Origin of the sequence: Streptomyces vinaceus (assembly GCF_008704935.1) — a bacterium.
GTDB lineage: Bacteria > Actinomycetota > Actinomycetes > Streptomycetales > Streptomycetaceae > Streptomyces > Streptomyces vinaceus.
The window spans coordinates 4,656,024-4,681,499 of sequence record NZ_CP023692.1 but is presented as its reverse complement, the minus strand read 5'-3'; the positions used below and the strand labels follow the sequence as shown (position 1 = coordinate 4,681,499).

Annotated in this window: 31 protein-coding genes, 1 tRNA gene and 1 riboswitch; of the genes, 11 read left to right on the top strand and 21 right to left on the bottom strand. The window is 70.7% G+C overall.

The features are described 5' to 3' along the window. Positions 1-35: 35 nt before the first annotated feature. The 5 genes from CP980_RS21115 to CP980_RS21095 form a co-directional block, all read right to left on the bottom strand. Positions 36-1,397, bottom strand: coding sequence for a DUF445 domain-containing protein (locus CP980_RS21115; RefSeq protein ID WP_150528820.1), 1,362 nt, complete (start codon positions 1,395-1,397; stop codon positions 36-38). 132 nt (positions 1,398-1,529) lie between these two features. After that, positions 1,530-2,219, bottom strand: a complete 690-nt coding sequence (locus tag CP980_RS21110; protein WP_132754920.1) for a DUF1707 SHOCT-like domain-containing protein — start codon at positions 2,217-2,219, stop codon at positions 1,530-1,532. Between the two features lie 74 nt (positions 2,220-2,293). Then, positions 2,294-3,262, bottom strand: coding sequence for an ABC transporter ATP-binding protein (locus CP980_RS21105; protein ID WP_132754918.1), 969 nt, complete (start codon positions 3,260-3,262; stop codon positions 2,294-2,296). Positions 3,263-3,269: 7 nt separating this feature from the next. After that, positions 3,270-4,163 (bottom strand): ABC transporter permease, encoded by an 894-nt coding sequence (locus CP980_RS21100; RefSeq protein ID WP_373312887.1) that lies wholly within the window; start codon positions 4,161-4,163, stop codon positions 3,270-3,272. Then, a complete protein-coding gene (locus CP980_RS21095) occupies positions 4,156-4,941 on the bottom strand; it encodes an ABC transporter permease (RefSeq protein WP_150530302.1) in 786 nt (261 codons plus the stop codon). Before CP980_RS21095 ends, CP980_RS21100 begins: the two co-directional genes overlap by 8 nt. A gap of 278 nt (positions 4,942-5,219) precedes the next feature. Between CP980_RS21095 and CP980_RS21090 the strand changes: the two genes are divergently transcribed. Continuing rightward, positions 5,220-7,643, top strand: coding sequence for a transglycosylase domain-containing protein (locus CP980_RS21090; protein WP_150528819.1), 2,424 nt, complete (start codon positions 5,220-5,222; stop codon positions 7,641-7,643). Between the two features lie 27 nt (positions 7,644-7,670). Here the strand turns inward: CP980_RS21090 and CP980_RS21085 are convergent, their stop codons facing one another. The 3 genes from CP980_RS21085 to CP980_RS21075 form a co-directional block, all read right to left on the bottom strand. Beyond that, on the bottom strand, positions 7,671-7,991 hold the full coding sequence (locus CP980_RS21085) for a DMT family transporter (RefSeq protein WP_048475570.1): 321 nt from the start codon (positions 7,989-7,991) through the stop codon (positions 7,671-7,673). Between the two features lie 31 nt (positions 7,992-8,022). After that, a riboswitch (guanidine-III (ykkC-III) riboswitch) is annotated at positions 8,023-8,100 on the bottom strand. A gap of 79 nt (positions 8,101-8,179) precedes the next feature. Then, on the bottom strand, positions 8,180-8,482 hold the full coding sequence (locus tag CP980_RS21080) for a GroES family chaperonin (RefSeq protein WP_048475576.1): 303 nt from the start codon (positions 8,480-8,482) through the stop codon (positions 8,180-8,182). A gap of 94 nt (positions 8,483-8,576) precedes the next feature. Continuing rightward, positions 8,577-8,894: a DUF3618 domain-containing protein gene (locus CP980_RS21075; protein WP_132754912.1), complete on the bottom strand. Its 318-nt coding sequence runs from the start codon at positions 8,892-8,894 to the stop codon at positions 8,577-8,579. Between the two features lie 111 nt (positions 8,895-9,005). Here CP980_RS21075 and bcp point away from each other — a divergent pair, with 111 nt between their 5' ends. The 4 genes from bcp to CP980_RS21055 all read left to right on the top strand — a co-directional run bounded on the left by bcp (position 9,006) and on the right by CP980_RS21055 (position 11,053). Further along, positions 9,006-9,473, top strand: coding sequence for a thioredoxin-dependent thiol peroxidase (bcp, locus tag CP980_RS21070; protein ID WP_150528818.1), 468 nt, complete (start codon positions 9,006-9,008; stop codon positions 9,471-9,473). Between the two features lie 133 nt (positions 9,474-9,606). Continuing rightward, positions 9,607-10,233 carry an HNH endonuclease gene (locus CP980_RS21065; RefSeq protein ID WP_189998561.1) on the top strand — a complete coding sequence of 209 codons (627 nt, stop codon included), beginning with the start codon at positions 9,607-9,609 and terminating at the stop codon, positions 10,231-10,233. A 241-nt stretch (positions 10,234-10,474) separates the two neighbouring features. Continuing rightward, positions 10,475-10,966 (top strand): HNH endonuclease signature motif containing protein, encoded by a 492-nt coding sequence (locus tag CP980_RS21060; RefSeq protein WP_308439364.1) that lies wholly within the window; start codon positions 10,475-10,477, stop codon positions 10,964-10,966. Between the two features lie 12 nt (positions 10,967-10,978). Further along, a tRNA-Leu gene (locus CP980_RS21055) sits at positions 10,979-11,053 on the top strand. Positions 11,054-11,113: 60 nt separating this feature from the next. Here CP980_RS21055 and rdgB read toward each other — a convergent pair. The 4 genes from rdgB to CP980_RS21035 all read right to left on the bottom strand — a co-directional run bounded on the left by rdgB (position 11,114) and on the right by CP980_RS21035 (position 13,408). Next, on the bottom strand, positions 11,114-11,719 hold the full coding sequence (gene rdgB / locus CP980_RS21050) for an RdgB/HAM1 family non-canonical purine NTP pyrophosphatase (protein ID WP_123514208.1): 606 nt from the start codon (positions 11,717-11,719) through the stop codon (positions 11,114-11,116). A 38-nt stretch (positions 11,720-11,757) separates the two neighbouring features. Further along, positions 11,758-12,144 carry a hypothetical protein gene (locus CP980_RS21045; protein WP_048475565.1) on the bottom strand — a complete coding sequence of 129 codons (387 nt, stop codon included), beginning with the start codon at positions 12,142-12,144 and terminating at the stop codon, positions 11,758-11,760. Between the two features lie 126 nt (positions 12,145-12,270). Then, entirely contained in the window at positions 12,271-12,996 is a 726-nt protein-coding gene (rph, locus tag CP980_RS21040; RefSeq protein ID WP_030299875.1) for a ribonuclease PH, read from the bottom strand. 106 nt (positions 12,997-13,102) lie between these two features. Next, complete coding sequence (locus CP980_RS21035; RefSeq protein ID WP_078864490.1) at positions 13,103-13,408, bottom strand: PTS sugar transporter subunit IIB; 306 nt, start codon at positions 13,406-13,408, stop codon at positions 13,103-13,105. A gap of 127 nt (positions 13,409-13,535) precedes the next feature. On the opposite strand from CP980_RS21035, the gene CP980_RS21030 reads away from it, so the two are divergent. Beyond that, positions 13,536-14,837 (top strand): PTS transporter subunit EIIC, encoded by a 1,302-nt coding sequence (locus CP980_RS21030; RefSeq protein WP_132754904.1) that lies wholly within the window; start codon positions 13,536-13,538, stop codon positions 14,835-14,837. Positions 14,838-15,076: 239 nt separating this feature from the next. Beyond that, positions 15,077-16,333, top strand: a complete 1,257-nt coding sequence (locus CP980_RS21025) for a PTS transporter subunit EIIC (protein ID WP_132754902.1) — start codon at positions 15,077-15,079, stop codon at positions 16,331-16,333. A gap of 84 nt (positions 16,334-16,417) precedes the next feature. On the opposite strand, the gene CP980_RS21020 is transcribed toward CP980_RS21025, so the two are convergent. Beyond that, positions 16,418-17,170, bottom strand: coding sequence for an MBL fold metallo-hydrolase (locus CP980_RS21020; RefSeq protein ID WP_132754900.1), 753 nt, complete (start codon positions 17,168-17,170; stop codon positions 16,418-16,420). A 205-nt stretch (positions 17,171-17,375) separates the two neighbouring features. On the opposite strand from CP980_RS21020, the gene CP980_RS21015 reads away from it, so the two are divergent. Both CP980_RS21015 and CP980_RS21010 read left to right on the top strand, forming a co-directional pair. Then, positions 17,376-17,798 carry a hypothetical protein gene (locus CP980_RS21015; RefSeq protein ID WP_099892045.1) on the top strand — a complete coding sequence of 141 codons (423 nt, stop codon included), beginning with the start codon at positions 17,376-17,378 and terminating at the stop codon, positions 17,796-17,798. Continuing rightward, on the top strand, positions 17,795-18,142 hold the full coding sequence (locus CP980_RS21010) for a DUF488 domain-containing protein (protein ID WP_150528817.1): 348 nt from the start codon (positions 17,795-17,797) through the stop codon (positions 18,140-18,142). The genes CP980_RS21015 and CP980_RS21010 overlap by 4 nt, the downstream gene beginning before the upstream one ends. Positions 18,143-18,196: 54 nt before the next feature. Here the strand turns inward: CP980_RS21010 and CP980_RS21005 are convergent, their stop codons facing one another. From CP980_RS21005 to clpS, 7 genes are all read right to left on the bottom strand, one after another. Continuing rightward, a complete protein-coding gene (locus CP980_RS21005; protein ID WP_132754896.1) occupies positions 18,197-19,147 on the bottom strand; it encodes a PLP-dependent cysteine synthase family protein in 951 nt (316 codons plus the stop codon). After that, positions 19,147-19,425 (bottom strand): MoaD/ThiS family protein, encoded by a 279-nt coding sequence (locus tag CP980_RS21000; RefSeq protein WP_150528816.1) that lies wholly within the window; start codon positions 19,423-19,425, stop codon positions 19,147-19,149. Before CP980_RS21000 ends, CP980_RS21005 begins: the two co-directional genes overlap by 1 nt. Positions 19,426-19,506: 81 nt before the next feature. Next, the gene (locus tag CP980_RS36565; RefSeq protein ID WP_311318620.1) at positions 19,507-19,614 is read right to left on the bottom strand and encodes a putative leader peptide; all 108 of its coding nucleotides are present in this window, start codon (positions 19,612-19,614) and stop codon (positions 19,507-19,509) included. A 77-nt stretch (positions 19,615-19,691) separates the two neighbouring features. Beyond that, the gene (locus CP980_RS20995; protein ID WP_099892041.1) at positions 19,692-20,114 is read right to left on the bottom strand and encodes a M67 family metallopeptidase; all 423 of its coding nucleotides are present in this window, start codon (positions 20,112-20,114) and stop codon (positions 19,692-19,694) included. A gap of 76 nt (positions 20,115-20,190) precedes the next feature. Beyond that, positions 20,191-21,660 (bottom strand): amino acid permease, encoded by a 1,470-nt coding sequence (locus CP980_RS20990; protein WP_150528815.1) that lies wholly within the window; start codon positions 21,658-21,660, stop codon positions 20,191-20,193. Positions 21,661-21,978: 318 nt separating this feature from the next. Next, a complete protein-coding gene (locus CP980_RS20985) occupies positions 21,979-22,596 on the bottom strand; it encodes a DUF2017 domain-containing protein (protein WP_132754892.1) in 618 nt (205 codons plus the stop codon). Next, complete coding sequence (gene clpS, locus CP980_RS20980; protein WP_078622182.1) at positions 22,596-22,910, bottom strand: ATP-dependent Clp protease adapter ClpS; 315 nt, start codon at positions 22,908-22,910, stop codon at positions 22,596-22,598. Before clpS ends, CP980_RS20985 begins: the two co-directional genes overlap by 1 nt. Before the next feature lie 81 nt (positions 22,911-22,991). Here clpS and CP980_RS20975 point away from each other — a divergent pair, with 81 nt between their 5' ends. Together CP980_RS20975 and CP980_RS20970 are read left to right on the top strand one after the other, a co-directional pair. Further along, positions 22,992-24,320: a nicotinate phosphoribosyltransferase gene (locus tag CP980_RS20975; RefSeq protein WP_132754890.1), complete on the top strand. Its 1,329-nt coding sequence runs from the start codon at positions 22,992-22,994 to the stop codon at positions 24,318-24,320. 122 nt (positions 24,321-24,442) lie between these two features. Continuing rightward, positions 24,443-25,054, top strand: coding sequence for a nicotinamidase (locus tag CP980_RS20970; protein ID WP_132754888.1), 612 nt, complete (start codon positions 24,443-24,445; stop codon positions 25,052-25,054). A gap of 26 nt (positions 25,055-25,080) precedes the next feature. Here the strand turns inward: CP980_RS20970 and CP980_RS20965 are convergent, their stop codons facing one another. After that, entirely contained in the window at positions 25,081-25,383 is a 303-nt protein-coding gene (locus CP980_RS20965) for a hypothetical protein (protein ID WP_132754886.1), read from the bottom strand. Between the last annotated feature and the right edge of the window lie 93 nt (positions 25,384-25,476).

The following is a 25,476-nucleotide window of genomic DNA, read 5'->3' as shown; positions in this document are numbered from 1 at the left end:
CCGGTGGCGCGAGGGCGCGGCCGGCCCGCGCCCGCCTACGCACCCAGCGCCTGCGAGACCGTGTAGATCAGCAGGCCGGCCAGGGCGCCGACCACCGTGCCGTTGATCCGGATGAACTGGAGGTCCCGGCCGATGTGGGCCTCGATCTTCCGCGACGTGTGCTCGGCGTCCCACCCGGCCACCGTGTCCGTGATCAGCGAGGTGATCTCGGCCCGGTAGGTGGTCACCACGTACACCACCGCGCCCTCGATCCAGCCCTCCACCTTGTCCTGGAGCCGGCCGTCCGTGGCCAGCCGCGACCCCAGGGACAGCAGCGAGGACCGGACCCGCAGCCGCAGCTCGCTGTGCTCGTCCTCCGCCGCCGAGATGATCATCGCGCGGATCGCGGTCCAGGCGGAGGCGATCACGTCCTGCACCTCACCGCGCTGGAGGATCTCGGACTTCAGCCGCTCCACCCGGGCCCGCGTGTCCGTGTCGGACTGGAGGTCGGCCGCGAAGTCCGTCAGGAACCGGTCCACCGCGCCGCGCGCCGGGTGCTCCGGCATGTCCCGCATCTCCGTCAGGAAGCGGAGCAGCTCCTTGTACACGCGCTCGCCGACCTTGCGGTCCACGAACCGCGGGGTCCAGCCGGGCGCCCCGCCCTGGACCGCGCCCATCACCGATTCCCCGTGCGTTACCAGCCAGTCGTGGGCCTTGAGGCAGACGAGGTCGACGACGCGGCGGTGCCCGCCGTCCGCGACGACCCGCTCCAGGGTCTTGCCGATCCCCGGAGCGATCTCGGCGGTCTCGGCCCGCCGCGTGATGGCCTCGCCCACGACCGCCTGCACATCGGAGTCGCGCAGTACGGTCAGCGCCCCGCGCAGCGCGGTGGCCAGCTCGGCGGTGACCCGGTCGGCGTGCGCGGGCTCGGCCAGCCAGGATCCGAGCCGGCCGCCGATGCCGAGGGCGTGGAGGCGAGCGCGGACCACGTCCGCGGAGAGGAAGTTCTCGCCGACGAACTCGCCGAGGGAGACGCCGAGCTGGTCCTTCTTGGTCGGGATGATCGCGGTGTGCGGGATGGGCAGGCCGAGCGGCCGCCGGAAGAGGGCGGTCACGGCGAACCAGTCGGCGAGCGCGCCGACCATGCCGGCCTCGGCGGCGGCCCGGACGTACCCCGCCCAGGCACCGGCCCCCGCGTGCTCGGCCCAGGTGGTCAGTACGTAGACCAGCGCGACCAGGATCAGCAGGCCGGTCGCGGTGGTCTTCATGCGGCGGACGCCGTGGCGGCGCTCCTCGTCGGCCTCGTTGAACACGAACCCGCCGGAGCCGGTGCCTGCGCCGTTGCCCGCGCGTGCGCCGCTGCCGGAGCCTGCGCGTGAGCCTGCGCCGTTGCCTACGGCCTTGGTGCGGTGATCCATGTGTCCTCCCTTCCCCCGGGCGCCGGTTTTGTCTGCATAGCATCCGACTCCCGAGACCCCCCAGGAGTTCCCGGCGCGCCGGGACCCACCCCGCGACCGCCCCGCGACCGCCCCTCAACCGGTCCGCCCGGCCTACAGCTCCTTGCGGAGCTTCGGGCCGCCACCCAGGGGCTTCGGGCGCTTCGGCGGTTTGACCTTGACCTCCACCCCGCCCCAGAAGGCCAGGCCGGTCACCACCACCCTCGGGGCTCCCGGAGCCACCGGGCCCGAGGTGTCGCCGCGCTGGTCGAAGGCGCCCATGAAGCCGAAGCCCCGTACGTCGACCTCCACGCCCGGCGGGACCGTGATCTGGATACCGCCCATGATCGCGATGCAGTTGATCACCACCTCGCGCTCCGCGAAGTTCGCCTCGCGCAGGTCCAGGTCGCCGCTGCCCCAGAACGCCACCGCGTCCAGCCGGGGCGGCACCGTCCAGGTGCCCTTGCGCTGGAACGAGGACATCACCGCGACCGCCGCCGAGGACGACGCCGGTACGCCGCCGCCCCCGATCCGCGAGGCCCACGAACCGTCCGCCGCCACCGGGGCCGGCGCCGCGGCCGCCAGCGGCATCGGGGGCCCGCCCGGCGCCGGCAGGTCGCGGGTCAGCGGTTCCAGCTCCGCGTACGTCTTCGACGTGTACGCGGCCTCCAGCCGCTCCTCGAACTCCTCCATGTCGATCCGGCCCTCGGCGACGGCGTCGCGCAGGCGCTCCACCACCCGCTCGCGGTCGGCGTCCGACGCCCTCAGCTCCGGCAACGGCTTCTCCGGCCGCTCGTCATTCATGGGGACCAGCCTATGTAGTTGAGCGGAAGAGTTGTATGGGACCAACCCTGGTACGGCCCCCGCTCACCCCTGATTTATCCCTGCCCCGCGTACATCCGCGCGATCACGTCCTCGATGTCCGGCTCCCGCACCGACAGGTCCAGCAGCGGGTACCGCGACGCCACCTCCGCCACCAGCGGCGCCGCCGAGGACCCCGCCGGGAACGCCAGCCACTGCCGCGGCCCGTCCACCTTCACCACCCGCGCCCCCGCCACGCTGATCTCCGGCAGCTCCCGCTCCAGGTCCACCACCAGCGTCCGCTCCCCGCCGCCCTCGCCCATCGCGTGCAGACCGGCCAGCGCCCCGTCGTACATCAACCGCCCGTGGTCGATCACCATCACCCGCTCGCACAGCTGCTCGATGTCCTGGAGGTCGTGCGTCGTGAGCAGCACCGTCGTGCCGAGTTCCGCGTTCAACTGCCGCAGGAAGGCACGTACCTTCGCCTTGCTCACCACGTCGAGCCCGATCGTCGGCTCGTCCAGGTACAGCACGTCCGGATCGTGCAGCAGCGCCGCCGCGATGTCCCCGCGCATCCGCTGCCCCAGCGAGAGCTGCCGTACCGGTACGTCCAGCAGCTCGGCCAGGTCGAGCCGGTCCACGCACCGCTCCAGGTTGGCCTTGAACCGCGCCTCGGGGATCCGGTACATCCGCCGCATCAGCCCGTACGAGTCCTTCAGCGGAAGGTCCCACCACAGCGTGGTGCGCTGCCCGAACACCACCCCGATCCGGTGCGCCAGCCGCATCCGCTCCCGCGCCGGGTCGATGCCCGCGACCCGCAGCCGGCCGCCGCTCGGGGTGAGGATGCCGGTCAGCATCTTGATCGTGGTCGACTTCCCGGCGCCGTTGGGCCCGATGTAGCCGACCACCTCGCCCCGCGCCACCTGGAAGCTGATCCCGTCCACGGCCCTGACCTGCCGTTTCTCCCGGCGCATCAGACTCACCCGGCGCCGTACGTCGAAGACCTTCTCGACCCCGTCCAGCTCGATCAGCGCGTCGCTTCCCATATCGCCTTCAGCTCCCCGTACTCCGGTACGAACGCAGCCCCGCCCGCCACGCCAGCGACGCGGGTACGAACACCAACACCGCCACCAGCGGGCTCACGAACGCCACCCACCCCGGCAGCTCCAGCGGATACGGCCGCCCCAGCACGTACAGGGCCGGCAGCCAGTTCACGAAGGCCAGCGGCACGATGAACGTGACCCCGCGCAGCAGGTCCTTCGCGAACACCGTCGGCGGGTACTGGAGCATCGTGTTCCCGCCGTACGTGAAGGAGTTCTGCACCTCCGCGGCGTCCCCGGCGACGAACTGGAAGGCCGCGCCGGCCACCATGACCGCCCCGAAGATCGCCGCCCCGGCCACGACCATCACGGGCAGGAGCAGCACCCTCCCCGCCGTCCACCCCACGTCCAGCTCCGAGACCGCCCAGCCCAGGACCGCCAGCCCCTGCCCGATCCGGCCCACCCGGCGCAGCGCGAAGCGGTCGGCGGCGACCTGCGCGAGCACCGGGACCGGGCGCACCAGCATGGTGTCGAGCGAGCCGTCGCGGATCCGGACGCCGATGCGGTCCGTATTGCCGAGCAGCAGGTCCGCCAGGCCCAGGGAGGCCGACGAGGACCCGTACAGGAGGGCGATCTCGGGCAGCGTGAAGCCGCCGAGGGCCTCCACGTGCGAGAACATGATCCAGATCGCGACGAAGTCGAGGAGCGTGATCGCCGCGTTCCCGAAGGTGGACAGGAGGAACGAGGTCCGGTACGTCATCGTCGACCGGACCCACATCGCCACGATCAGCCCGTAGCCGCGCACCCCTTCCACGGCCCGGTTCCGCACCGGTACCGCCACCGGCCCCCCGGACCACGCCGAAGGGCGAGCAGCCCCGACCGCCTCCACCGCTTCCGCCTCAGCCACCCTGGACGACCACCTTCCGCGTCGCGGCCGACTGCAACAGCCGCCCCGCGCCCAGCAGTACGAGCGCCCACAGCGACTGGAAGCCCAGCGCCCGTACCGCGCCCCCGGCCCCGGCGTGCTTGCCCATCAGCACGTCCAGCGGCACCTGCAGCATCGCGGCCCACGGCAGGACGCGGACCAACTCGCCGAAACCGCCGGGGAACACCGTCAGCGGCAGCAGCATCCCGGAGAAGAAGATCTGCACGACGACGGCCATCATGTTGATCCCGGACCCGTCCATCAGCCAGAACGCGGCCAGCCCCAGCAGGTACCGCAGCCCGAAGCTGACGGTCAGTCCGAGCGTCACGGACACCAGGAACAGCAGCCAGCGCAGCGGATCGGCGGGCAGCGCCAAGGGGAAGGCCAGCGCGCCCGCGAGCAGCGGAACCGCCCCGCGCCCGAGCAGCTGGAAGCCGGCCCTCCCCATATCGGCGGCGAGCCACCACATCTGCAGGTCGGCCGGCCGGTACAGGTCGACGGCGATGTCACCCGTACGGATCCGCTCCTGCATCTCCTCCTGGAAGCCGCCGCCGATGAGCGCGCCGGCGGCGAGCAGCGACTGGCTCACCCAGACGAAGGTGAGGGCCTCGGCCTGGTCGTAACCGCCCAGGCCGGGCCGTTCGTCCCACAGGGCGACGTAGGTGTAGGCGAGGATGAATCCGAAGACGGTGTTGGTGAACACCCCTGCCGCCGTCGCCGTCCCGTAGGTGGCGTAGCGCCGGAATCCGCCGGCCGCCACGGCCGGATAGAGCCACGCTCTGCGGGCCTTCGCGCGGCCCGTCGCGCCGCCCGTCGCGCCGCCCGTCGCGCGGCCCCTTGTGCGAGCCGTTGCCTGGCGCACCGTATCCCTCCCTTTTTCCCGGTCGTTCCTACGTCGGCCAAAGCGCGCGAGCTTAGTGCGGAGGGGCGATCCACGCGACCGGTTTACGCCCGTCCAACGCGGAACGAGCGGCCGATCGGGTAGACAGCATGGGGTACATACGTGGATATTTCGTACGGCGTCGAGGAGTTCTGGCGATGAGCGACCAGTCACCACCACCGGGCTGGACGCCTCGCGACCCGGACACCTCCGCGGGGCCCCCGTCGGCGGGGCAGCCGCGGCAGCCGGCCGGTGAGAAGCAGTCCCGCAGGGCCGCCAAGAAGGCCGAGCGGAAACGGAAGCGGACCGGCTGGCGCCGCCTCGTCCCCACCTGGCGCATGGTCCTGGCCGCCGTCGTGCTGCTCGGCCTGCTGGTCGTCGGCGCGTTCGTCGCCGGCTACCTGCTGGTCCACATCCCGCCCGCCAACGCCGCCGCGACCGCCCAGTCCAACCTCTACCTCTACGCCGACGGCTCCCAGCTCGCCCGCGACGGCGAGGTCAACCGCGTCAACGTCCCGCTCTCGCAGATCCCCCGCACCGTCCAGGAGGCCGTACTGGCCGCCGAGGACCGGGACTTCTACTCCGAACGGGCCGTCGACCCCAAGGCGATGGTCCGCGCCGCCTGGAACACGGCGACCGGCAAGGGCACCCAGTCCGGCTCCACCATCACCCAGCAGTACGTCAAGAACTACTACCTGGGCCAGGAACAGACCATCAAGCGCAAGGTCAAGGAGTTCTTCATCGCGATCAAACTCGGTCGCGAGGAGTCGAAGGACTACATCCTGGAGGGCTACCTCAACACCAGCTACTTCGGCCGCAACGCCTACGGCATCCAGGCCGCCGCCCAGGCCTACTACGGCAAGGACGTCGACAAACTCACCACCGCCGAGGGCGCGTACCTCGCCACCCTCCTCAACTCCCCCAGCGCCTTCGACGTCGTCGCCCACCCCCAGAGCCGCGAGCGCGCCCTCGCCCGCTGGAACTACGTACTCGACGGCATGGTCAAGAAACAGTGGCTGCCGGCCGCCGAGCGGGCCGCCATCCGCTTCCCCGAACCCGGCAAGGTCCGCCCGGCCGCCGGCCTCTCCGGCCAGCGCGGCTACCTCGTCGAGGCCGTGAAGGACTACATCGTCGAGCAGAAGATCCTGGACGAGAAGACCCTCGCCGAGGGCGGCTACCGCATCACCACCACCATCGACAAGAGCCGCGAGAACGCGTTCGTCGAGGCGGTCGACGAGAAGATGGTCAGCGAGCTGGACCCGGAGAAGCGCAAGGCCGACCGCGTCGTACGGGCCGGCGGGGTCTCCATCGACCCGGCCACCGGCAAGGTCGTCGCCATGTACGGGGGCATCGACTACACCAAGCAGTACGTCAACAACGCGACCCGGCACGACTACCAGGTGGCCTCCACCTTCAAGCCGTTCGTGTTCGCGTCCGCCGTCGAGAACGACTCCCGCACCCAGGACGGCCGCCTGATCACCCCCAACACCGTCTACAACGGGGACAACAAGCGCCGCGTGGTCGGCACCCGGACCCCCTACGCCCCCGAGAACGAGGGCCAGATCTCCTACGGCAACATCACCGTCAACACCGCCACCGACCTCTCCGTCAACGCCGTCTTCGCACAGATGGTCGTCGACGTCGGCACCGCGAAGGTCAAGAAGACCGCGATCGACCTCGGCATCCCCGAGGACACCCCGAACTTCGACGCCGGCCCGGCCATGGCGCTGGGCACCATGCAGGCCAGCGTCCTGGACATGACCCAGGCCTACGCGACCCTCGCCGACCACGGCCGCCACACCCCGTACACCCTCGTCGAGAAGATCGAGAAGGGGGATGCCGACATCCACCTGCCCGACCGCACCCCGAAGCAGGCCATCAGCCGCGAGGCCGCCGACACCACCACGTCCATGCTGGTCAGCGTCGTCGACAACGGCACCGGCACGGCCGCCCTCGCCGCCGGGCACCCGGCCGCGGGCAAGACGGGCACCGGCGAGCTGGACCGCTCCGCCTGGTTCGCTGCGTACACCCCGGACCTGGTCACGGTCGTCTCGATGATGGGCCAGGACCCCGACACGGGGGCCCTGGAATCCCTGTACGGGGCGCTCGGCGAGGCCCGGATCGGGGGCGGCGGGTACCCGGCCCGGATCTGGGCGCAGTACACGAAGTCGGCCCTGGAGAACAGCGACCCCCTGGACTTCGACCTCGATCTCCAGCCGGGCGCGGCCCCGTCCCCGCCGCCGTTCGTCCCCGGCAGCCCGGAGCCCTCGGAGGAGGAGAGCACCCCGCAGTCCCCGGCCCCGCCGAGCCGGCCGAACCGCCCGGGCCGGCCGACGCCGCCCACCGCAGGCCAGGGCCAGGGCGGCCGGAGCCAGGGGCAGGACCAGGGGCAGACCACCGGGGGCCGGACCCCGGAGGGCGGGGACACCACGGGAGACCAGGGCGACGCGGGCACGTCGGCCGGAACGAGTACGGGGAGCACGGGGACGAGCGCCGGCGCCACCACGGGCTCCACGGCAGGCGCCCTGGGCGGGGTGACGGGCGGCCTGCGCAGCCGCCCGCCGTCGGAGTACCTGGAGTAGCGGCGGCCGGCGGCCCGAGGAGCCGGGTCAGTGACCGGAGGTCGCCTTCAGCCCCACCACGGCGACCAGCAGCAGGCAGATGAAGAAGATCCGGGCGGCGGTGACGGGCTCACCCAGCACCGCCATACCGAGCACGGCGGCCCCGGCGGCGCCGATGCCCACCCATACGCCGTACGCGGTACCGATGGGCAGCGTCTTGGCGGCGTACGAGAGCAGCACCATGCTGGCGATGATCCCGGCACCGGTGAACACGCTGGGCCACAGCCGCGTGAAGCCCTCCGTGAACTTCATACCGATCGACCAGCCGACTTCGAGCAGACCGGCGACGAGAAGCAGAACCCAGGCCATGACAGGGCACCTCCGGAACGAGAGCGAACGGGGTGCGTCGTCTTGTCGTCCAGCCACGGCTACCCGGTACGGCGCGTCTCGTCGGGGTTCCCCACCACCGTAGCAAAGCCCATGCGAAAGGGCCGGTGACACCGGTCACCGACCCCTCGACGCCCGGCGCCCGGCGCCGGACGCCCGATGATGCCCGCTTACAGGTAGAGCCCGGTGGAGTCCTTGGACCCCTCCAGCCGCTCCGCGGCCACGGCGTGCAGGTCCCGTTCGCGCATCAGCACGTACGTGGCACCCCGTACCTCGACCTCGGCCCGGTCCTCAGGGTCGTACAGCACCCGGTCGCCCGGCTCCACGCTGCGTACGTTCTGCCCGACCGCGACCACCTCGGCCCAGGCCAGCCGCTTGCCCACGGCAGCGGTCGCCGGGATCAGGATGCCGCCGCCCGAGCGCCGCTCGCCCTCGGGCGAGTCGGACTTCACGAGCACACGGTCGTGCAGCATGCGGATGGGCAGCTTGTCGTGGGTGGTGGTGTTGGTGTCGTCGCTCACACCACGAACCTACCCGCCCGCGCGCCGCCCGTACGCCGCAGGGTCATCAGCGCTTGCGCCGGGCCGAGACCACGAGCAGGCCGATCACACCCGCCGCGAGCAGGGCGACGGGTGCGATCCGCTCGTAGCGCGGAGCGCCGTCCTCGTGGCGCAGGCCGTCCCGTACGTCCGTCAGGAGACGGTTCACGGCGACGACGGCCCGCCCGGCGGTGTGGTCCACGGTCGAGGCGACCCTGGCCTTCGCGTCCCCGATGATCGTCTTCGGATGCACGCGCACGCCGATCTCGTCGAGCGTCTCGGCGAGCTGCTCGCGGCGGCGGACGATGTCCGCCTCGATCTGTGCGGGGGTCCTGGCTTCGGGCACCGCGCTGCCTCCGTCGTCGTCGGGTCGGTCGGTCGGGGGCGTAGCCCACCATGAACAGTCTGTCAGCTTAGTCTCGGACCGTACCGATCCCCTCCCGAGGAGACAGTTGACATGAGCGAGCGACTCCAGCCGGGCGACACCGCCCCCGCCTTCACCCTGCCCGACGCTGACGGCAACGAGGTCTCGCTCGCCGACCACAAGGGCCGCAAGGTGATCGTGTACTTCTACCCGGCGGCGCTGACGCCGGGCTGCACGAAGCAGGCCTGCGATTTCACGGACAACCTGTCGGTGCTGGCCGAGGCCGGCTACGACGTGATCGGCGTGTCCCCGGACAAGCCGGAGAAGCTGGCGAAGTTCCGCGAGAAGGAGCACCTGAAGGTGACCCTGGTCGGCGACCCCGAGAAGCAGGTCCTGGAGGCGTACGGCGCCTACGGCGAGAAGAAGCTGTACGGCAAGACGGTGACCGGCGTCATCCGCTCCACGGTGATCGTGGACGAGGAGGGCAAGGTCGAACGCGCCCTTTACAACGTCAAGGCCACGGGCCACGTAGCCAAGATCATCAAGGATCTGGGCATCTGACGCGCCCCGCCTTCCCGGCGGCGGCCCGCACCCTTCCCGGTGCGGGCCGCTCCGCTTATCGGACGTAACCACCCGCATACCGCTTCGTTGACCCGTACGAGACACGAACGCGGGGCCGGACGAAGGGGTGGCGGTGGCGGTGCGCTACACACGAGACCTGCTGGAAGAAGCAGCTCGGGCAACGACGGACTTCCATCACGCGGTGCTCTGGTGGGGGGGCGATCCCACGCCGGGCACCAAGCGGTACATACGCGCGAAGATGCTGGAAGCGGGCATCGATTTCTCGCACTTTTCCACGCATCGGGTGCGGCACACGGAGGAACGGCTGCGCGAGCTGGTCGCGGCCTCGGCCTCCGTCAGGGAGGTGATCTCCCGCCTGGGCATCAGCCAGGTCGGCGGCAACCACACCCACATCGGCCGACGGATAGCCGCGCTCGGCATCGACACCTCGCATTTCACGATGGCGCGGAAACGGCGCGCGAAGGGATCCCTGGGACCCGCGCTCGGCCCGAGGGCACCCGAAGAGGGAAGGGTCCCGGGCGCACGGCTGCGCAGGGCTCTGCTCGCGTCCGGAGTGCCGGAGGAATGCGCGGAGTGCGGCGTCGGAGTGGAGTGGAACGGCAAGCCGCTGCGCCACGAGGTCGACCACGTCAACGGCAACTGGTGGGACAACCGCGCCGAGAACCTCCGACTCATGTGCCCCAACTGCCACGCCACGACCGACACCTACCGCGGGCGGAACCGGCGGCGGTCCGCGTGAAGAGGCCGCGGTACACGCACGAACTGCTCGCCGCGAGTGTTCCGGATGCCACCAGCCTCGTGGATCTCATGCGCCGGCTCGGTACCCCGCCGGGCGGGGACCTTCGTACCTACCTCCGCAAACGGCTGGCCCACTACGGAATCGACACGTCCCACTTCGTCGATGTTCGTTCGGCCATGTCCGGAAGAAGCTCGACGGCTTCGGGATCGACACGTCGCACTTCACCACTCAGGTGCGCCGCGTGGACAGGCTGTTCTCGCGCGCGGAGATCACTCGAGCCGTCGCCGAGGTCCACAGCATCGCGGGGGTGCTGCGTTCGCTGGGCCATGGCGAGCTCAGCGGAGCGGCCCGCGCGAAGGCGAGACGCAGCATCGAGGAGTACGGGATATCCACGGACCACTTCACGGGGCAGGGGCATCGTGCAGGAAGCCGGTCACCTGCCCGCAGGCCGGCCCGGGACGTCCTGCAACGCCGCGAAGCGGGCTCCGGTCGTGAGAAGACCGCCGTGCTGCGGCGCGCCCTTGACGACCTCGACGTACCGCACGTGTGCCACGCATGCGGGATCGGGGACACGTGGCGAGGGAGGCGGCTCGTTCTGGAAATCGATCACATCAACGGCGACCGCCTGGACAACCGCCGCGAGAACCTCCGCTACCTGTGTCCCTCCTGCCACAGCCAGACGGGAACGTTCTCGAAAGGATCTCTCGGCACAACACGGGGACGAGCACAGTAAAGTAGCCGCGATGGGCCCGTACCCCAGCTGGCCAGAGGGCGCCGGTTTAGGTCCGGTGTGTCGTGGGTTCGAGTCCCACCGGGCCCACTCCCCGTAAGGCCCCGCACGCGCTGTTCGCGTGCGGGGCCTTCTGCGTGGCCCGGACCCTCAGCCGACCAGGGCGCGGATGAAGGGGACCAGGGCCCGGAAGGCCTGGCCTCGGTGGGAGATGGCGTTCTTCTCCGCCGGGGTGAGTTCCGCGCAGGTGCGGGTGTCGCCCTCGACCTGGAGGATCGGGTCGTAGCCGAAGCCGCCCGTGCCCGCCGGGGTGTGGCGCAGGGTGCCCAGGAGGCGGCCCTCCACGACGCGTTCGGTGCCGTCCGGGAGGGCGAGGGCCGCCGCGCACGCGAAGTGGGCGCCGCGGTGCTCGTCGGCGATGTCCCCGAGCTGGGCCAGCAGCAGGTCCAGGTTGGCCCGGTCGTCGCCGTGCTTGCCCGCCCACCGCGCCGAGAAGATGCCGGGCGCGCCGTTCAGGACGTCCACGCAGAGGCCGGAGTCGTCGGCGATCGCCGGCAGGCCGGTGGCCTGTGCCAGGGCGTGGGCCTTGAGGAGGGCGTTCTCGGCGAAGGAGATGCCGGTCTCCTTGACGTCCGGGATCTGCGGGTACGCGTCCGCGCCGACCAGCTCGTACGGCAGGCCGGCGTCGGACAGGATGGCGTGGAGCTCGGCGACTTTGCCCGCGTTGCGGGTGGCGAGGATCAGGCGGCTGGTCATGGCGCCCATTATCCGGTCCCGTCCGGACGGCCCGCGGCTCAGCCCGGGGTGCAGACCTTCGACAGTTCCTTCGCGGCGTCGGCGACCGGCTGGATGTCCGGGGTGGTGTTGCCGTTCTCGATGGCCGTGCGGACGTTCTTCACCGCCGTGGTCATGGAGGAGACGGCCTTGCTGAGGTCGGCGTTGTCCGTCTGGTCGCCGACCTTCTTGAGGTTCGCCTCGATCTGGTTCAGCGCGTTCTGGGCGTCCTGCGGGCTGTTGCCGGCCTGGGAGACCGCCTGCTGGAGGTCGTTGGCCCCGTCGGTGATGGCCACGGCCGTGTTCGCGCAGTCCATCGCCGTCGAGATCGCGTCACAGGACGTCAGCGCCGGTACGGCGAGAGCCGCTGCGAGCACGACCGCCGCTATGCGGTGCTTCGGGTTCATGTTCGGATCTCCCAGTGATCGACACGGATACGAGGACGGGCGCACGGGTGTGACACCGTGCGCCCGTACCCAGGGGGACGCAGGAGCGCAGCTCCCGGTTCTCGCCCCCTGGAGCTGGAGCGCCCCCTAGAGCTGGAGCGCGCCCAGTTGGATGGCCTCCAGGTCGGCGCAGCCACCGGCGGCCAGGTCCAGGAGGGCGTTGAGCTCCTTGCGGTCGAAGGGCTCGCCCTCGGCGGTGCCCTGGACCTCGACGAAGCGGCCGTCGCCGGTGCACACGACGTTCATGTCGGTCTCGGCGCGCACGTCCTCCTCGTAGCAGAGGTCGAGGAGCGGGACGCCGTCGACGATGCCGACGCTGACGGCGGCGACGGTGCCGGTGAGCGGCTTGCGGCCGGCCTTGATCAGCTTCTTCTGCTGGCCCCAGGCGACGGCGTCGGCCAGGGCCACGTAGGCACCGGTGATGGCGGCGGTGCGGGTGCCGCCGTCGGCCTGGAGGACGTCGCAGTCCAGGACGATGGTGTTCTCGCCGAGCGCCTTGTAGTCGATGACGGCGCGCAGGGAGCGGCCGATGAGGCGGGAGATCTCGTGGGTGCGGCCGCCGATCTTGCCGCGTACGGATTCGCGGTCGCCGCGGGTGTTGGTGGAGCGGGGCAGCATCGAGTACTCGGAGGTGACCCAGCCTTCGCCGCTGCCCTTGCGCCAGCGCGGGACGCCTTCGGTGAAGGAGGCGGTGCAGAAGACCTTGGTGTCACCGAAGGAGATGAGGACGGAGCCCTCGGCGTGCTTGCTCCATCCGCGTTCGATGGTGACCGGGCGGAGCTGTTCGGGCGTACGGCCGTCGATGCGAGACATGGCTCCGAGCCTAGTCGGTGGCCGGGGCGGCGGGCGCCGGGTGCGCGAAGACCCCGTCCGGGTGGTCCGGTACGGGGTCTGGCGGAGGGGCGAGCGGGAGCTCAGCTCACATCATGTCTTCGATGTCGGCGGCGATCGGGTCGGCGTCGGTGCCGATGACGACCTGGACCGCGGTGCCCATCTTGACGACGCCGTGGGCGCCGGCGGCCTTCAGCGCGACCTCGTCGACGAGGTCGGGGTTGACGACCTCGGTGCGCAGGCGGGTGATGCAGCCCTCGACCTCTTCGATGTTCTCGATGCCGCCGAGCCCGGCGACGATCTTCTCAGCCTTGGTGGCCATGTTTTCTCCCTGAGTTCTACGAAGAACGACCTGCGCGGTCCGCTTCGTCACGGTAACGCACGGTTGGCCCATCTATGCGAGCGCATGACCGGGGTCTGCCGAATCATGACGATCAGCAGCAGCCTGCCCCACAACTGGTCTACACCAGTGTGCCGCACGTGCTGCCCCTGCCAAAACGGGCCGTTCAGGGAGGACGCAGATGAGCGCGGACAGCGCCGCGGCTACACCGCAGCCGCAGTGGTGGAACGGCCTGTTCCAGGGATTGCAGAAGATGGGCCGGAGCCTCCAGCTGCCGATCGCGGTGCTGCCCGCGGCCGGCATCCTGAACCGGTTCGGCCAGCCGGACATGTTCGGCAAGGACGGCCTGGACTGGACGAACGTCGCCAAGGTGATGGCGGCCGCGGGCGCCGCCCTGCTCAACGCGGACCTGGGCCTGCCGCTCCTCTTCTGCGTCGGCGTCGCGATCGGCATGGCCAAGAAGGCGGACGGCTCGACGGCCCTGGCGGCGGTGGTCGGCTTCCTCGTCTACCGGAGCGTGCTGCGCGTCTTCCCCACGAGCTGCCCGGCCGGGACGAGGGACGTCGGGGGCGGCTGCCTGGGGCCGGACTTCACCTTCGCCGAGTACACGTTCCAGAACCCGGGCGTCTTCGGCGGCATCGTGATGGGCCTGCTGTCCGCCTGGTTCTGGCAGCGCTACCACCGGGTGAAGCTGGTGGACTGGCTCGGCTTCTTCAACGGCCGCCGGCTGGTCCCGATCATCATGACGTTCGTGGCGATCGCCTTCGCCGTGCTCTGCCTGCTGATCTGGCCGCCGGTCGGCGACGCGCTGGAGAGCTTCTCCGACTGGATGGTGGGCCTGGGCTCCTGGGGCTCCGGCATCTTCGGCGTCGCGAACCGGGCGCTGCTGGTGATCGGCCTGCACCAGTTCCTGAACGTGCCGGTGTGGTTCCAGTTCGGCAGTTACACCACGCCGGACGGGCTGACGGTGCACGGCGACATCCCGATGTTCCTGAACGGCGACCCGAACGCCGGCCTGTTCCTGTCCGGCTTCTTCCCGATCATGATGTTCGCCCTTCCGGCGGCGGCGCTGGCGATCACGCACTGCGCGAAGCCGCAGCGGCGCAAGGAGGTCGGCGGCCTGATGCTGTCGGTCGCCCTGACCTCCTTCGTCACGGGCATCACGGAGCCGCTGGAGTACTCGTTCCTCTTCGTGGCGCCGGCGCTGTACGCGGTCCACGCGGTGCTGACGGGCGTGTCGATGGCGGTGACCTGGGCGCTGGGGGTGCACGACGGCTTCAGCTTCTCGGCCGGCCTGATCGACTACGTCATCAACTGGAGCCTGGCGACGAAGCCGTGGCTGATCATCCCGATCGGGCTGGGCTTCGCGGTCGTCTACTACGCGGTGTTCCGTTTCGCGATCACCAGGTTCAACATTCCGACCCCGGGGCGCGAGTCGGACGAGGAGATCGCGGCGATGGAGGCGGAGAACACGAAGGCGTAACGGACCCCGTACCGCGGAAGGCCCCCGGATCCACGGATCCGGGGGCCTTCCGCGCGTGTGGCGTAGACCACAGGAAATCGAAGGTTCCTTATCTATCCCCGACCATGCTACAACTGGTCTACACCACCCATTGGTGTAGACCACGCAAGCCCGGTCCGGAGCTCGCGTACCCCCATTTTGAGACGCCGCCATCCCCCGTTGCACTCGCTGGGCGGCGCCTTGCCTTCTGGAGGAACCTCATGTCCACAGCCACCGCTGCGGAAAAGAAGAAGGGCGCGGGCGTGATGGCCGTCATGCAGCGCATCGGCCGGAGCCTCATGCTCCCCGTTGCGGTGCTCCCGGCCGCCGCGCTGCTCGTCCGCCTCGGCGACAAGGACATGCTCGGCGACCCGTCGCTGCCGACGTTCCTGACCAAGATAGCCGGATACATGTCCGCCGGCGGTGGCGCGATCCTCGACAACATGGCGCTGCTCTTCGCCGTCGGCATCGCGATCGGCTTCGCCAAGAAGTCCGACGGTTCGACCGCCCTCGCCGCGGTCACCGGTTACCTGGTCTTCAAGAACGTGCTCGCCACGTTCACCGACTCGAACCTGCCGAAGATCGCCAAGGCGGTCGACGGCAAGGTCGTCATGGTCGACGCGCCGGTCGACGCCAAGGTGCTCGGCGGTGTCGTCATGGGCATCGTGGTCGCCCTGATCTACCAGAAGTTCTACCGGACCAAGCTGCCCGAGTGGGCGGGCTTCTTCGGCGGCCGCCGTCTGGTCCCGATCCTCTCGGCCTTCGCCGGTCTCGTCATCGGCATCGTCTTCGGCCTGATCTGGCCGGTCCTCGGCACGGGCCTGCACAACTTCGGCGAGTGGCTGGTCGGCTCCGGCGCGGTCGGCGCGGGCATCTTCGGTGTCGCCAACCGTGCGCTGATCCCCGTCGGCATGCACCACCTGCTGAACTCCTTCCCGTGGTTCCAGGCCGGCGAGTACCAGGGCAAGAGCGGCGACATCTCCCGCTTCCTCGCCGGTGACCCGAGCGCCGGACAGTTCATGACCGGCTTCTTCCCGATCATGATGTTCGCCCTCCCGGCGGCCTGCCTCGCGATCGTGCACTGCGCCCGCCCCGAGCGCCGCAAGGTCGTCGGCGGCATGATGTTCTCCCTCGCGCTGACCTCCTTCGTCACCGGTGTGACCGAGCCGATCGAGTTCACGTTCATGTTCATCGCCCCGGTCCTGTACGCGATCCACGCGGTGCTGACCGGCGTCTCCATGGCCCTGACGTGGGGTCTGGGCATGAAGGACGGCTTCGGCTTCTCCGCCGGCGCCATCGACTACCTGCTGAACCTCGGCAAGGCCACCAACCCGCTGGGGCTGGCGGTCGTGGGCCTGTGCTTCGCGGCGGTCTACTACGTGGTCTTCCGCTTCGCGATCACCAAGTTCAACCTGCCGACGCCGGGCCGCGAGTCCGACGAGGAGCTCGCCGAGCTGCTCAAGGCCGAGGCCAAGTAACCAAGGCCGCGGTACGGCGGAGCCCCCGTTCTCCCTTCCGGGAGGGCGGGGGCTCCGTCGTACGCAAGCCGCCGCGGGCCGCGCTCAGACCTCGTAGACCGCGCCCGCGTACGCGAGGTCCACCGGGCCGTCGTAGACCGCGCGGGCATCGGCCAGGTTCTGGCGCGCGTCGGTCCACGGCGGGACGTGGGTCAGCACGAGCCGGCCGACCCGGCCGCCGTGGGCGAACTCCCCGGCCTCGCGGCCGTTGAGGTGGAGGTCCGGGACGTCCTCCTTGCCGTGCGTGAAGGAGGCCTCGCACAGGAACAGGTCCGTGCCCTCGGCCAGCATCCCCAGCTCGGGGCAGGCACCGGTGTCGCCGGAGTACGTGAGGGAGCGGCCGCCGTGCTCGACGCGGATGCCGTAGGACTCCACGGGGTGGCTGACCCGCTCGGTGCGGACCGTGAACGGGCCGATCGTGAAGCTGCCGGACTTCAGGGTCCGGAAGTCGAAGACCTCGCTCATGGAGCGCTCGTCGGGGACGTCGTCGTACGCGGTCGTCAGGCGCTTCTCGGTGCCCTCGGGGCCGTAGACGGGGATCGCGGCGCACCGGCCGCCCTCGTGGCGGTAGAAGCGGGCGACGAAGTACGCGCACATGTCGATGCAGTGGTCCGCGTGCAGATGACTCAGGAAGATCGCGTCGAGGTCGTAGAGACCGACGTGGCGCTGCAGCTCGCCCAGGGCGCCGTTGCCCATGTCGAGGAGCAGCCGGAAGCCGTCGGCCTCGACGAGGTAGCTCGAACAGGCCGATTCCGCGGACGGGAACGACCCCGAGCAGCCGACGACGGTGAGCTTCATGGAGCGAGAACCTCCGGGGACGGTCCGTGGACGGAATGCGGGCCGTGCGTGGGTCGAGCGTAAGGCGCGAAACGTCAGGTCGCTCCTCCGCGGCAGGCCGTTGTGGGGGGAATCACCTGTGCTGTCACCCGGGGGAGCGACGGTGGGCACGGACGTGCCGGTGCACTGCCGTGCCGGGGGGTGGGGGCGCGGCTACCTTCGGATTATGGATACGTCCTGGTGGCCCGCGGCGGCCGCGGTGGTGGCCGTGGTGCTGGTGGTGCTGGTCGCGGGGCGCCGGCCGGAGAGCGCCCGGCGGGCCCCGGCGGCGCACGGACCGGGCGCCGCCCCGCGGCCGCGGGCCGGTGAGCTGTGGTCCCTCGCGGACGGGCGGCTGTGCCTGGTGCTGGCGGTGGCCTCCGTACGGGCGCACCGGGCGCGGGTCGCGTGGATCACCGGGAAGTACGACGACCGGCGGGCCGGGGTCATCCCGCTGCCGCCGGGGACGGTGGGGGCGCAGGGCCGGGCGGCCTTCCTGGAGGCGGACCGGCCGGCGGAGGTGTCGGTGTGGGAGTTCTCGGGCCGGCTGGGGGTACTGGACCCCGCGGTGTGGGACGAGGTCAAGGGACTCGGAGGTGGCGGCCGGTGATCCGGGTGCGGCGCGTCTACGATCCGCCGGAGCCGGGCGCGGACGGCGTGCGGGTGCTCGTGGACCGGCTCTGGCCGCGGGGCCTGGCCAAGGCGGCGGCCGCGGTGGACGAGTGGCCGAAGGCGGTGACCCCCTCGGGGGAACTGCGCACGTGGTTCCACGCGGGCGGATCGCAGGAGGAGTTCCGGCAACGGTACGAGGCGGAGCTCGCGGAGCCGGCCGCCGCCGCGGAGCTGGACCGGCTGCGCGGCTTGGCCGGGGCGGGCCCGCTGACCCTCCTGACCGCGGTCAAGGACCCCGCGTCGAGTCACGCCGCCGTGCTCGCGGAGCTGCTTTCCGGCTGACCGAGGGGCCGGCTCGCCCGGCCCCTCCCGGGACCCCGCGCCGCGAACGCGGGGTCAGGCCCAGAGCTGGCCCTGGAGGGTCTCGATGGCCTCTTCGGTCGTCTGTGCCGTGTAGACGCCCGTCGAGAGGTACTTCCAGCCGCCGTCGGCCACGACGAAGACGATGTCCGCGCTCTCGCCGGCGGCGACCGCCTTGCGGCCCACGCCGATCGCCGCGTGCAGGGCGGCGCCGGTGGAGACGCCCGCGAAGATGCCCTCCTGCTGGAGGAGTTCGCGGGTGCGCGTCACCGCGTCCGCCGAGCCCACCGAGAAGCGGGTCGTCAGGACCGAGGCGTCGTACAGCTCGGGGACGAAGCCCTCGTCGAGGTTGCGCAGGCCGTAGACCAGGTCGTCGTAGCGCGGCTCGGCCGCGACGATCCGGACTCCCGGCACGTGCTCGCGCAGGTAGCGGCCCACGCCCATCAAGGTGCCCGTCGTGCCCAGGCCCGCCACGAAGTGGGTGATGGAGGGGAGGTCCCGCAGGATCTCGGGGCCCGTCGTCGCGTAGTGCGCGCCCGCGTTGTCCGGGTTGCCGTACTGGTAGAGCATCACCCAGTCGGGGTGCTCGGCGGCCAGCTCCTTGGCCACCCGGACCGCGGTGTTCGACCCGCCCGCGGCCGGCGACGAGATGATCTCGGCTCCCCACATGGCCAGCAGGTCACGCCGCTCCTGGGAGGTGTTCTCCGGCATGACGCACACGATCCGGTAGCCCTTGAGCTTGGCCGCCATCGCCAGCGAGATGCCGGTGTTGCCCGACGTGGGCTCCAGGATCGTGCAGCCGGGGGTCAGCCGGCCGTCCTTCTCGGCCTGCTCGACCATGTGGAGCGCGGGGCGGTCCTTGATCGAGCCGGTCGGGTTGCGGTCCTCCAGCTTCGCCCAGATGCGGACGTCGTCCGAGGGCGACAGCCGGGGCAGCCGTACGAGCGGCGTGTTGCCGACCGCGGCCAGCGGGGAGTCGTAGCGCATCAGACGGAGCCGCCGGCGACCGCCGGGAGGATGGTGACGCTGTCGCCGTCCTTGAGGGCGGTCGAGATGCCGTCCAGGAAGCGGACGTCCTCGTCGTTGAGGTAGACGTTCACGAAGCGGCGCAGCTTGCCACCGTCCACGATGCGCTCCTCAATGCCCTTGTGGCGCGTCTCCAGGTCCGCGAACAGCTCGGACAGCGTGGCGCCCTCACCGCTGACGGCCTTCTCGCCGTCGGTGTAGGTGCGGAGGATGGTGGGGATGCGGACCTCGATGGCCATGGCAGGCTCCAGTGGTGAAGTAAGCGGGAGGGGCGTGAAGGGCGCGCGGCGCGATGGCCCCCGCGCGAGGGGCTGTGGTGCTCAGGCGGCAGGACAGATGCTGCTGGCGAGGCGGCACAGGTCGACGTGCAGCCGCGCCACGAGCAGCAGCCTGCTGGGCGTCTCGATGCTCACGTCGTGGGGAACCATGCGGTCATGTTAACGATTCCCGGTCCACCGTTTGGAGTGTGATCCCGCATCGTGGACGCAAACCGCTCACATCGTGGTCAGTAGCCCTCTACGACCTGCACTTCCTCCTCCGTGATCACGCCTTCGACGATCCGGTACGAGCGGAACTGGAACTCCCCGAGGCCGTCGGTGTCCGCCGTGGAGACCAGGACGTAGTGCGCGCCGGGCTCGTTCGCGTACGTGACGTCCGTACGGGAGGGGTAGGCCTCGGTCGCGGTGTGCGAGTGGTAGACGATGACGGGCTCCTCGTCCCGGTCGTCGAGCTCGCGGTAGAGCTTCAGCAGGTCCTTCGAGTCGAACTCGTAGAACGTGGGCGAGCGGGCCGCGTTGAGCATCGGGACGAACCGCTCGGGGCGGTCGGTGCCGGCCGGACCGGCCACGATGCCGCAGGCCTCGTCGGGGTGGTCCTTGCGGGCGTGCTCGACGATCCGGTCGTACAGCGCCTGGGTGAGGGTCAGCATGGTCGACAGGATAAGCAGACGGGCCCTCCCGTACCGAGGCGTGGTACGGGAGGGCCCGGATGCTGGACAGGATCGGTCAGGCGACCGGCTCGGCGGCCTTGTCGGACCCGCCGGCCTTGTTGAAGGCGGCTCCGGCCGGGTTGCGCTTCTTGAGCACCAGGTAAGAGACGCCCAGGATCAGGCCCCACAGCGGCGCGCAGTACAGCGAAACGCGGGAGTCCTTGTCGATGCCCATCATCACGATGACCATGCCGATGAACAGCAGGGCGAACCAGCTGGTCCACGGGGCGCCGGGGGCGCGGAAGGGGGACTGCGGCAGCTCGCCGCGGTCGGCCTTGGCGCGGTAGCGGATCTGGCAGACCAGGATCATGATCCAGGCCCACATGCCGGAGATGGTGGCGAAGGAGACGACGTAGTCGAAGGCCTTGCCCGGGGCGACGTAGTTGATCCAGACGCCCACCAGCATCAGCGCGGCGGAGAAGGTGGTGCCCACGAGCGGGGTGCCGCTCCTGGTGAGCTTGGTGAAGAACTTCGGGCCCTGGCCGTTGAGCGCGAGGTCGCGCAGCATGCGGCCGGTGGAGTACATGCCCGAGTTGCAGGAGGACAGGGCGGCGGTCAGCACGACGAAGTTGACGATCGCGGCGCCGACGCCGAGGCCCATCTTCTCGAAGGCCAGCACGAACGGGCTCTCGCCGGCCTTGAAGTTGGACCACGGGATGACCGACATGATCATGATGAGCGCGCCCACGTAGAAGACGGCGATGCGCCACGGCACGGTGTTGATGGCCTTGGGCAGCGTCTTCTCGGGGTCCTTGGACTCGCCGGCGGTGACGCCGACCAGCTCGACCGCGAGGAAGGCGAACATGACGATCTGGAGCGTCATCAGCGTCTCGCCGATGCCGTTCGGGAAGAAGCCGCGGTCGCTCCAGAGGTTGGAGACGGAGGCGGTGGCGGCGGCGTCGGAGAAGCCGATGGTCAGGATGCCGGCGCAGATCAGGATCATGCCGACGATGGCGGTGACCTTGACCATGGAGAACCAGAACTCCAGCTCGCCGAAGAGCTTCACGGAGATCAGGTTGGCGGCGTAGAGGATGACCGTGAAGATCAGCGCGTAGGCCCACTGCGGGAAGCTGTCATGGGTCCAGTACGACATGTACTTGGCCGCCGCGGTCACCTCGGTGATGCCGGTGACCACCCAGAAGAGCCAGTACGTCCAGCCGGTCGCGTACCCCCAGAAGGGGCCGAGGAACTCCCGGGCGTAGTCCGAGAAGGAACCCGAGACCGGGCGGTACATCAGCAGCTCGCCGAGGGCGCGCATGATGAAGAAGATGACCAGGCCCGCGATGGCGTAGGCCAGGATCAGGCTGGGGCCGGCCTTCGAGATCGCCTTGCCGGCGCCCAGGAAGAGGCCGGTGCCGATGGCTCCGCCGATCGCGATCATCTGGATCTGGCGGGCTCCGAGTGCGCGGTGGTAACCCTCGCCACCCTCGGCCGCGGCGCCCTCGCCGGGCGTCTTGTCGTGCTGCTCGACCTGCACAGAGGTCATGTCTTGGTGCGCCTTTCTCCACGCCGACCCGCGCCTTCGAAGGCAGCGGATCGGGTCCTCGATCCCCCCGGATACGGATGGAGTTGCACCCGGCGGTCAGCCGGTTCAAGCGGGCCGGGGACATGGGTGGCGCCCCGCGGCGGTCGTGAAGATTTATCACGGGCTTATGGGTGGCCGGAGCGCGGGAAAGTGACCTGGACCACAAGGAATTCGGGACATCGGGCCCACAAACGCATCAGATCACCGCAACGCGGTGATCTGATCGTTATCCGGATTTGAGCGTCCGCTGAGCGAACGGCATTCGTTCCGGCGGAGTTCTCAGAGCGTTTCGATGAGCGTCTCCTGGAGGCCGCCGAGCCACAGGTACGCCATCACCATCGGCTTGCGCGGATCGTCGTCCGGGAGCCGGAAGAGCACGGCGCTCTCCTCGTCCTCGGTGATGTCCAGGCGCGCGGCGATCGTCAGGCGCAGGTCGTTGAGGGCGCCCAGCCAGCGCAGCGGGAGCTCCCCGGTGAGCTCCAGCACCGCCGCCCCCTCGCCGTCGGGCGTGAGCGCGTCCAGGCTCCGTACGACGGCCAGCGCGTCCTCCCGCTTACGGGTGCGCAGGTCGTTCTCGGTGAACCGGCGGAACTCCGCCGACCGGGCCGCCAGCTCGGCCGGGTCGACGGCCTGGTCCTCGGGGCCGGGGCCGCCGTACGCGTCGGGGAAGAGCCGGATCAGCGCGGGGTCGGAGGGGCGCTCGGTGGGCCCCTGGCCGGACTCCGCGAACAGCACGGCCAGCGGATCGGCGTCCGCCTCGGGCTCGGGCGCGCCCGGTCCGATGAGCTCCAGCAGCTGGACGGCCAGCGAGCGCAGGATGGAGACCTCGATCTCGTCCAGCGCGATGGCGGCGCCGCCGCCCTTCAGGGCTTCGAACATCCCGGCGGAGCGCCCCATCAGAAGCGGTCCTGGGAGAGGGTCGCCCACAGGCCGTAGCCGTGCATGGCCTGCACGTCGCGCTCCATTTCCTCGCGGCTGCCGCTGGAGACGACCGCACGCCCCTTGTGGTGGACGTCGAGCATCAGCTTGTGCGCCTTGTCCTTGGAGTAGCCGAAGTACGCCTGGAACACGTACGTCACGTAGCTCATGAGGTTGACCGGGTCGTTGTGCACCAGGGTCACCCAGGGAACGTCGGGTTCGGGGACCGCGAAGGTCTCTTCGGCCGACTCGGTGCGTTCGATCTCAATGGGAGCAACACTCACTTGTCCCATGCTGCCACTGCGACCGGCCGGTCGCACAAACGGGTCCCGACATCTCGTCACTTTGACGAAATGTGCGCTAGCATCCGGGGCATGAACCCTGCGGACCTGGGCCTGCCGGTGGACGTGCCGTCGACAGCGCTCTTCACTGATCATTACGAGCTCACGATGCTGCAGGCCGCCCTGGCGAACGGCACGGCCGACCGCAGGTCGGTCTTCGAGGTCTTCACCCGTCGGCTGCCCGAGGGGCGCCGCTACGGGGTGGTGGCGGGCACCGGCCGCGTCCTGGACGCGGTGGAGAACTTCCGCTTCGACACGGCCGTGCTGGAGTTCCTGCGCGAGCGGGCCGTCGTCGACATGCGGACCCTGGACTGGCTGGCCTCGTACCGCTTCTCGGGCGACATCTGGGGCTACCCGGAGGGCGAGGTCTACTTCCCCGGCTCGCCGCTCCTGCGCGTCGAGGGCAGCTTCGCCGAGTGCGTGCTGCTGGAGACCGTGATCCTGTCGATCCTGAACCACGACTCGGCGATCGCGGCCGCCGCCTCCCGGATGGCCTCGGCCGCCGGCGGGCGCCCGCTGATCGAGATGGGCGCGCGGCGCACCCACGAGCTGGCGGCGGTGGCGGCCTCGCGGGCCGCGTACGTCGGCGGCTTCACCTCCACCTCGGACCTGGCGGCCGGCTTCCGGTACGGGATCCCGACGGTCGGGACCTCGGCGCACGCCTTCACGCTGGTGCACGACTCCGAGCGGGACGCGTTCCGGGCCCAGGTGGCCTCGCTGGGCAGCGGGACCACACTGCTGGTGGACACGTACGACGTGGCGGAGGCCGTACGGACGGCCGTCGAGGTGGCCGGTACGGGGCTGGGAGCGGTCCGGATCGACTCCGGCGACCTGCTGCTGGTCGCGCACCGGGTGCGCCAGCAGCTCGACGAGCTGGGGGCGACGGCGACGAAGATCGTGGTCACCTCGGACCTGGACGAGTACGCGATCGCCTCGCTGGCGGCCGCTCCGGTGGACGCGTACGGGGTCGGCACGCAGCTCGTGACCGGCAGCGGGCACCCGACGTGCTCGATGGTCTACAAGCTGGTGGCGCGGGCCGCCTCGGCGGACCCCAAGGCCCCGCTGGTGGCGGTGGCGAAGAAGTCCTCGGGCGGCAAGACCTCGATCGGCGGCCGCAAGTGGGCGGCGCGGCGCAAGGACGCCGAGGGGGTCGCGGAGGCCGAGGTGGTCGGCACCGGCGCGGTCCCCGCGGCGCTCGCGGACGAGCAGCTCCTCGTCCAGCTCGTGAAGGCGGGCGAGGTGGTGGCGCGGGAGTCCCTGCAAGCCGCGCGCGACCGCCACCGCGGGGCCCTCGCGACCCTGCCGCTCTCCGCGACGCAGCTCTCGCGGGGCGAGGCCGTGATCCCCACCGAGTACGCGTAGCCCCGCGCGGGAGCCGGGGGGGGGACCCGGGATGCCGGGGGTGCCGCCCCCGGTTTCGGGAAGGGGCGGGGCGGGGGAAGAGCCCGCGCAGCGGCACACACGACAACCGAAGGACACGCGACATGCACCGCGCACTGATCGTCGTCGACGTACAGAACGACTTCTGCGAAGGCGGCAGCCTCGCGGTCACCGGCGGGGCCGACGTCGCCGCCGCGATCACCGAGCTGATCGGCCAGGCCACGGCCGGTTACCGGCACGTGGTCGCCACCCGCGACCACCACGTCGACCCCGGGTCGCACTTCGCGCACCCCCCGGCCGAGCCGGACTACGAGACCTCCTGGCCGGTGCACTGCGTCGCCGGGACCGAGGGCGTCGGGTTCCACCCGAACTTCGCCCCCGCCGTCGCCTCCGGCGCCGTCGCCGCCGTCTTCGACAAGGGCGCGTACGCCGCCGCGTACAGCGGTTTCGAGGGCTCCGACGAGAACGGCACCGGGCTCGCGCGCTGGCTGCGCGAGCGCGAGGTCACCGAGGTCGACGTCGTCGGGATCGCCACCGACCACTGCGTACGGGCCACGGCCCTCGACGCGGCCCGCGAGGGCTTCGCGACCCGCGTGCTGCTGGACCTGACGGCCGCCGTGGCCCCTCACAGCGCCGTCCGGGCGGTGGAGGAGCTCCGTTCGGCCGGCGTCAAGCTGATCGGCGAGAGCCCCCGCCAGGGGCCTTCAGCGGCCTAGTGGCCTGGTGGCTGGTGGCTGGTGGCCTACTGGCCCAGCAGGGCCCGGATCGGGTGCCAGAGCTCCTGGGCCCGGTCCGGTGCGCCGCGCCACAGCAGGCCGTCCGGATGGTGCAGGACGGCCGTGACCTCGTCGGGGGTCGGGGGCTGCGCGTTGCCGCGCAGGTACACCGCCCGCATCCCGAGGTTCCGCAGCCTGGTCAGGGCGCGGGCCCGGTTCGCGGCGTGCACCAGGACGCGGACGTTCCCGCCCTCGCCGCAGGGCCGCGGCAGCGTGAGCGCGACCACCACGCTGCCGCCTGGCAATCTGACGAAACCTCCACCGGGCATGATCTTCAGCTCCCCCGTCAATAAGAAAAACTCGCACCCGCATCTAAACGCGATCGGCCGCCGCCCGCTAGAGGGCGACGGCCGATCATGCTT

Bases quoted from the DNA above. Each gene is read 5' to 3' on its own strand.
- CP980_RS21005 (WP_132754896.1), bottom strand. From the start codon at position 19,147: ATGCGCTACGACTCCCCGCTGGCCGCGGTCGGCAACACGCCGCTCGTA.
- CP980_RS20965 (WP_132754886.1), bottom strand. From the start codon at position 25,383: ATGCCCGGTGGAGGTTTCGTCAGATTGCCAGGCGGCAGCGTGGTGGTC.
- rph (WP_030299875.1), bottom strand. From the start codon at position 12,996: ATGTCTCGCATCGACGGCCGTACGCCCGAACAGCTCCGCCCGGTCACC.
- CP980_RS20995 (WP_099892041.1), bottom strand. From the start codon at position 20,114: ATGCTGACCCTCACCCAGGCGCTGTACGACCGGATCGTCGAGCACGCC.
- CP980_RS21035 (WP_078864490.1), bottom strand. From the start codon at position 13,408: ATGGGCCAACCGTGCGTTACCGTGACGAAGCGGACCGCGCAGGTCGTT.
- CP980_RS21085 (WP_048475570.1), bottom strand. From the start codon at position 7,991: ATGGCCTGGGTTCTGCTTCTCGTCGCCGGTCTGCTCGAAGTCGGCTGG.
- CP980_RS21015 (WP_099892045.1), top strand. From the start codon at position 17,376: ATGGATACGTCCTGGTGGCCCGCGGCGGCCGCGGTGGTGGCCGTGGTG.
- CP980_RS21020 (WP_132754900.1), bottom strand. From the start codon at position 17,170: ATGAAGCTCACCGTCGTCGGCTGCTCGGGGTCGTTCCCGTCCGCGGAA.
- clpS (WP_078622182.1), bottom strand. From the start codon at position 22,910: ATGGGACAAGTGAGTGTTGCTCCCATTGAGATCGAACGCACCGAGTCG.
- CP980_RS21090 (WP_150528819.1), top strand. From the start codon at position 5,220: ATGAGCGACCAGTCACCACCACCGGGCTGGACGCCTCGCGACCCGGAC.
- bcp (WP_150528818.1), top strand. From the start codon at position 9,006: ATGAGCGAGCGACTCCAGCCGGGCGACACCGCCCCCGCCTTCACCCTG.
- CP980_RS21045 (WP_048475565.1), bottom strand. From the start codon at position 12,144: ATGAACCCGAAGCACCGCATAGCGGCGGTCGTGCTCGCAGCGGCTCTC.
- CP980_RS21110 (WP_132754920.1), bottom strand. From the start codon at position 2,219: ATGAATGACGAGCGGCCGGAGAAGCCGTTGCCGGAGCTGAGGGCGTCG.
- CP980_RS20990 (WP_150528815.1), bottom strand. From the start codon at position 21,660: ATGACCTCTGTGCAGGTCGAGCAGCACGACAAGACGCCCGGCGAGGGC.
- CP980_RS21080 (WP_048475576.1), bottom strand. From the start codon at position 8,482: ATGCTGCACGACCGTGTGCTCGTGAAGTCCGACTCGCCCGAGGGCGAG.
- CP980_RS20970 (WP_132754888.1), top strand. From the start codon at position 24,443: ATGCACCGCGCACTGATCGTCGTCGACGTACAGAACGACTTCTGCGAA.
- CP980_RS21025 (WP_132754902.1), top strand. From the start codon at position 15,077: ATGTCCACAGCCACCGCTGCGGAAAAGAAGAAGGGCGCGGGCGTGATG.
- CP980_RS21000 (WP_150528816.1), bottom strand. From the start codon at position 19,425: ATGGCCATCGAGGTCCGCATCCCCACCATCCTCCGCACCTACACCGAC.
- rdgB (WP_123514208.1), bottom strand. From the start codon at position 11,719: ATGACCAGCCGCCTGATCCTCGCCACCCGCAACGCGGGCAAAGTCGCC.
- CP980_RS21115 (WP_150528820.1), bottom strand. From the start codon at position 1,397: ATGGATCACCGCACCAAGGCCGTAGGCAACGGCGCAGGCTCACGCGCA.
- CP980_RS20985 (WP_132754892.1), bottom strand. From the start codon at position 22,596: ATGGGGCGCTCCGCCGGGATGTTCGAAGCCCTGAAGGGCGGCGGCGCC.
- CP980_RS21105 (WP_132754918.1), bottom strand. From the start codon at position 3,262: ATGGGAAGCGACGCGCTGATCGAGCTGGACGGGGTCGAGAAGGTCTTC.
- CP980_RS20975 (WP_132754890.1), top strand. From the start codon at position 22,992: ATGAACCCTGCGGACCTGGGCCTGCCGGTGGACGTGCCGTCGACAGCG.
- CP980_RS36565 (WP_311318620.1), bottom strand. From the start codon at position 19,614: ATGGTTCCCCACGACGTGAGCATCGAGACGCCCAGCAGGCTGCTGCTC.
- CP980_RS21030 (WP_132754904.1), top strand. From the start codon at position 13,536: ATGAGCGCGGACAGCGCCGCGGCTACACCGCAGCCGCAGTGGTGGAAC.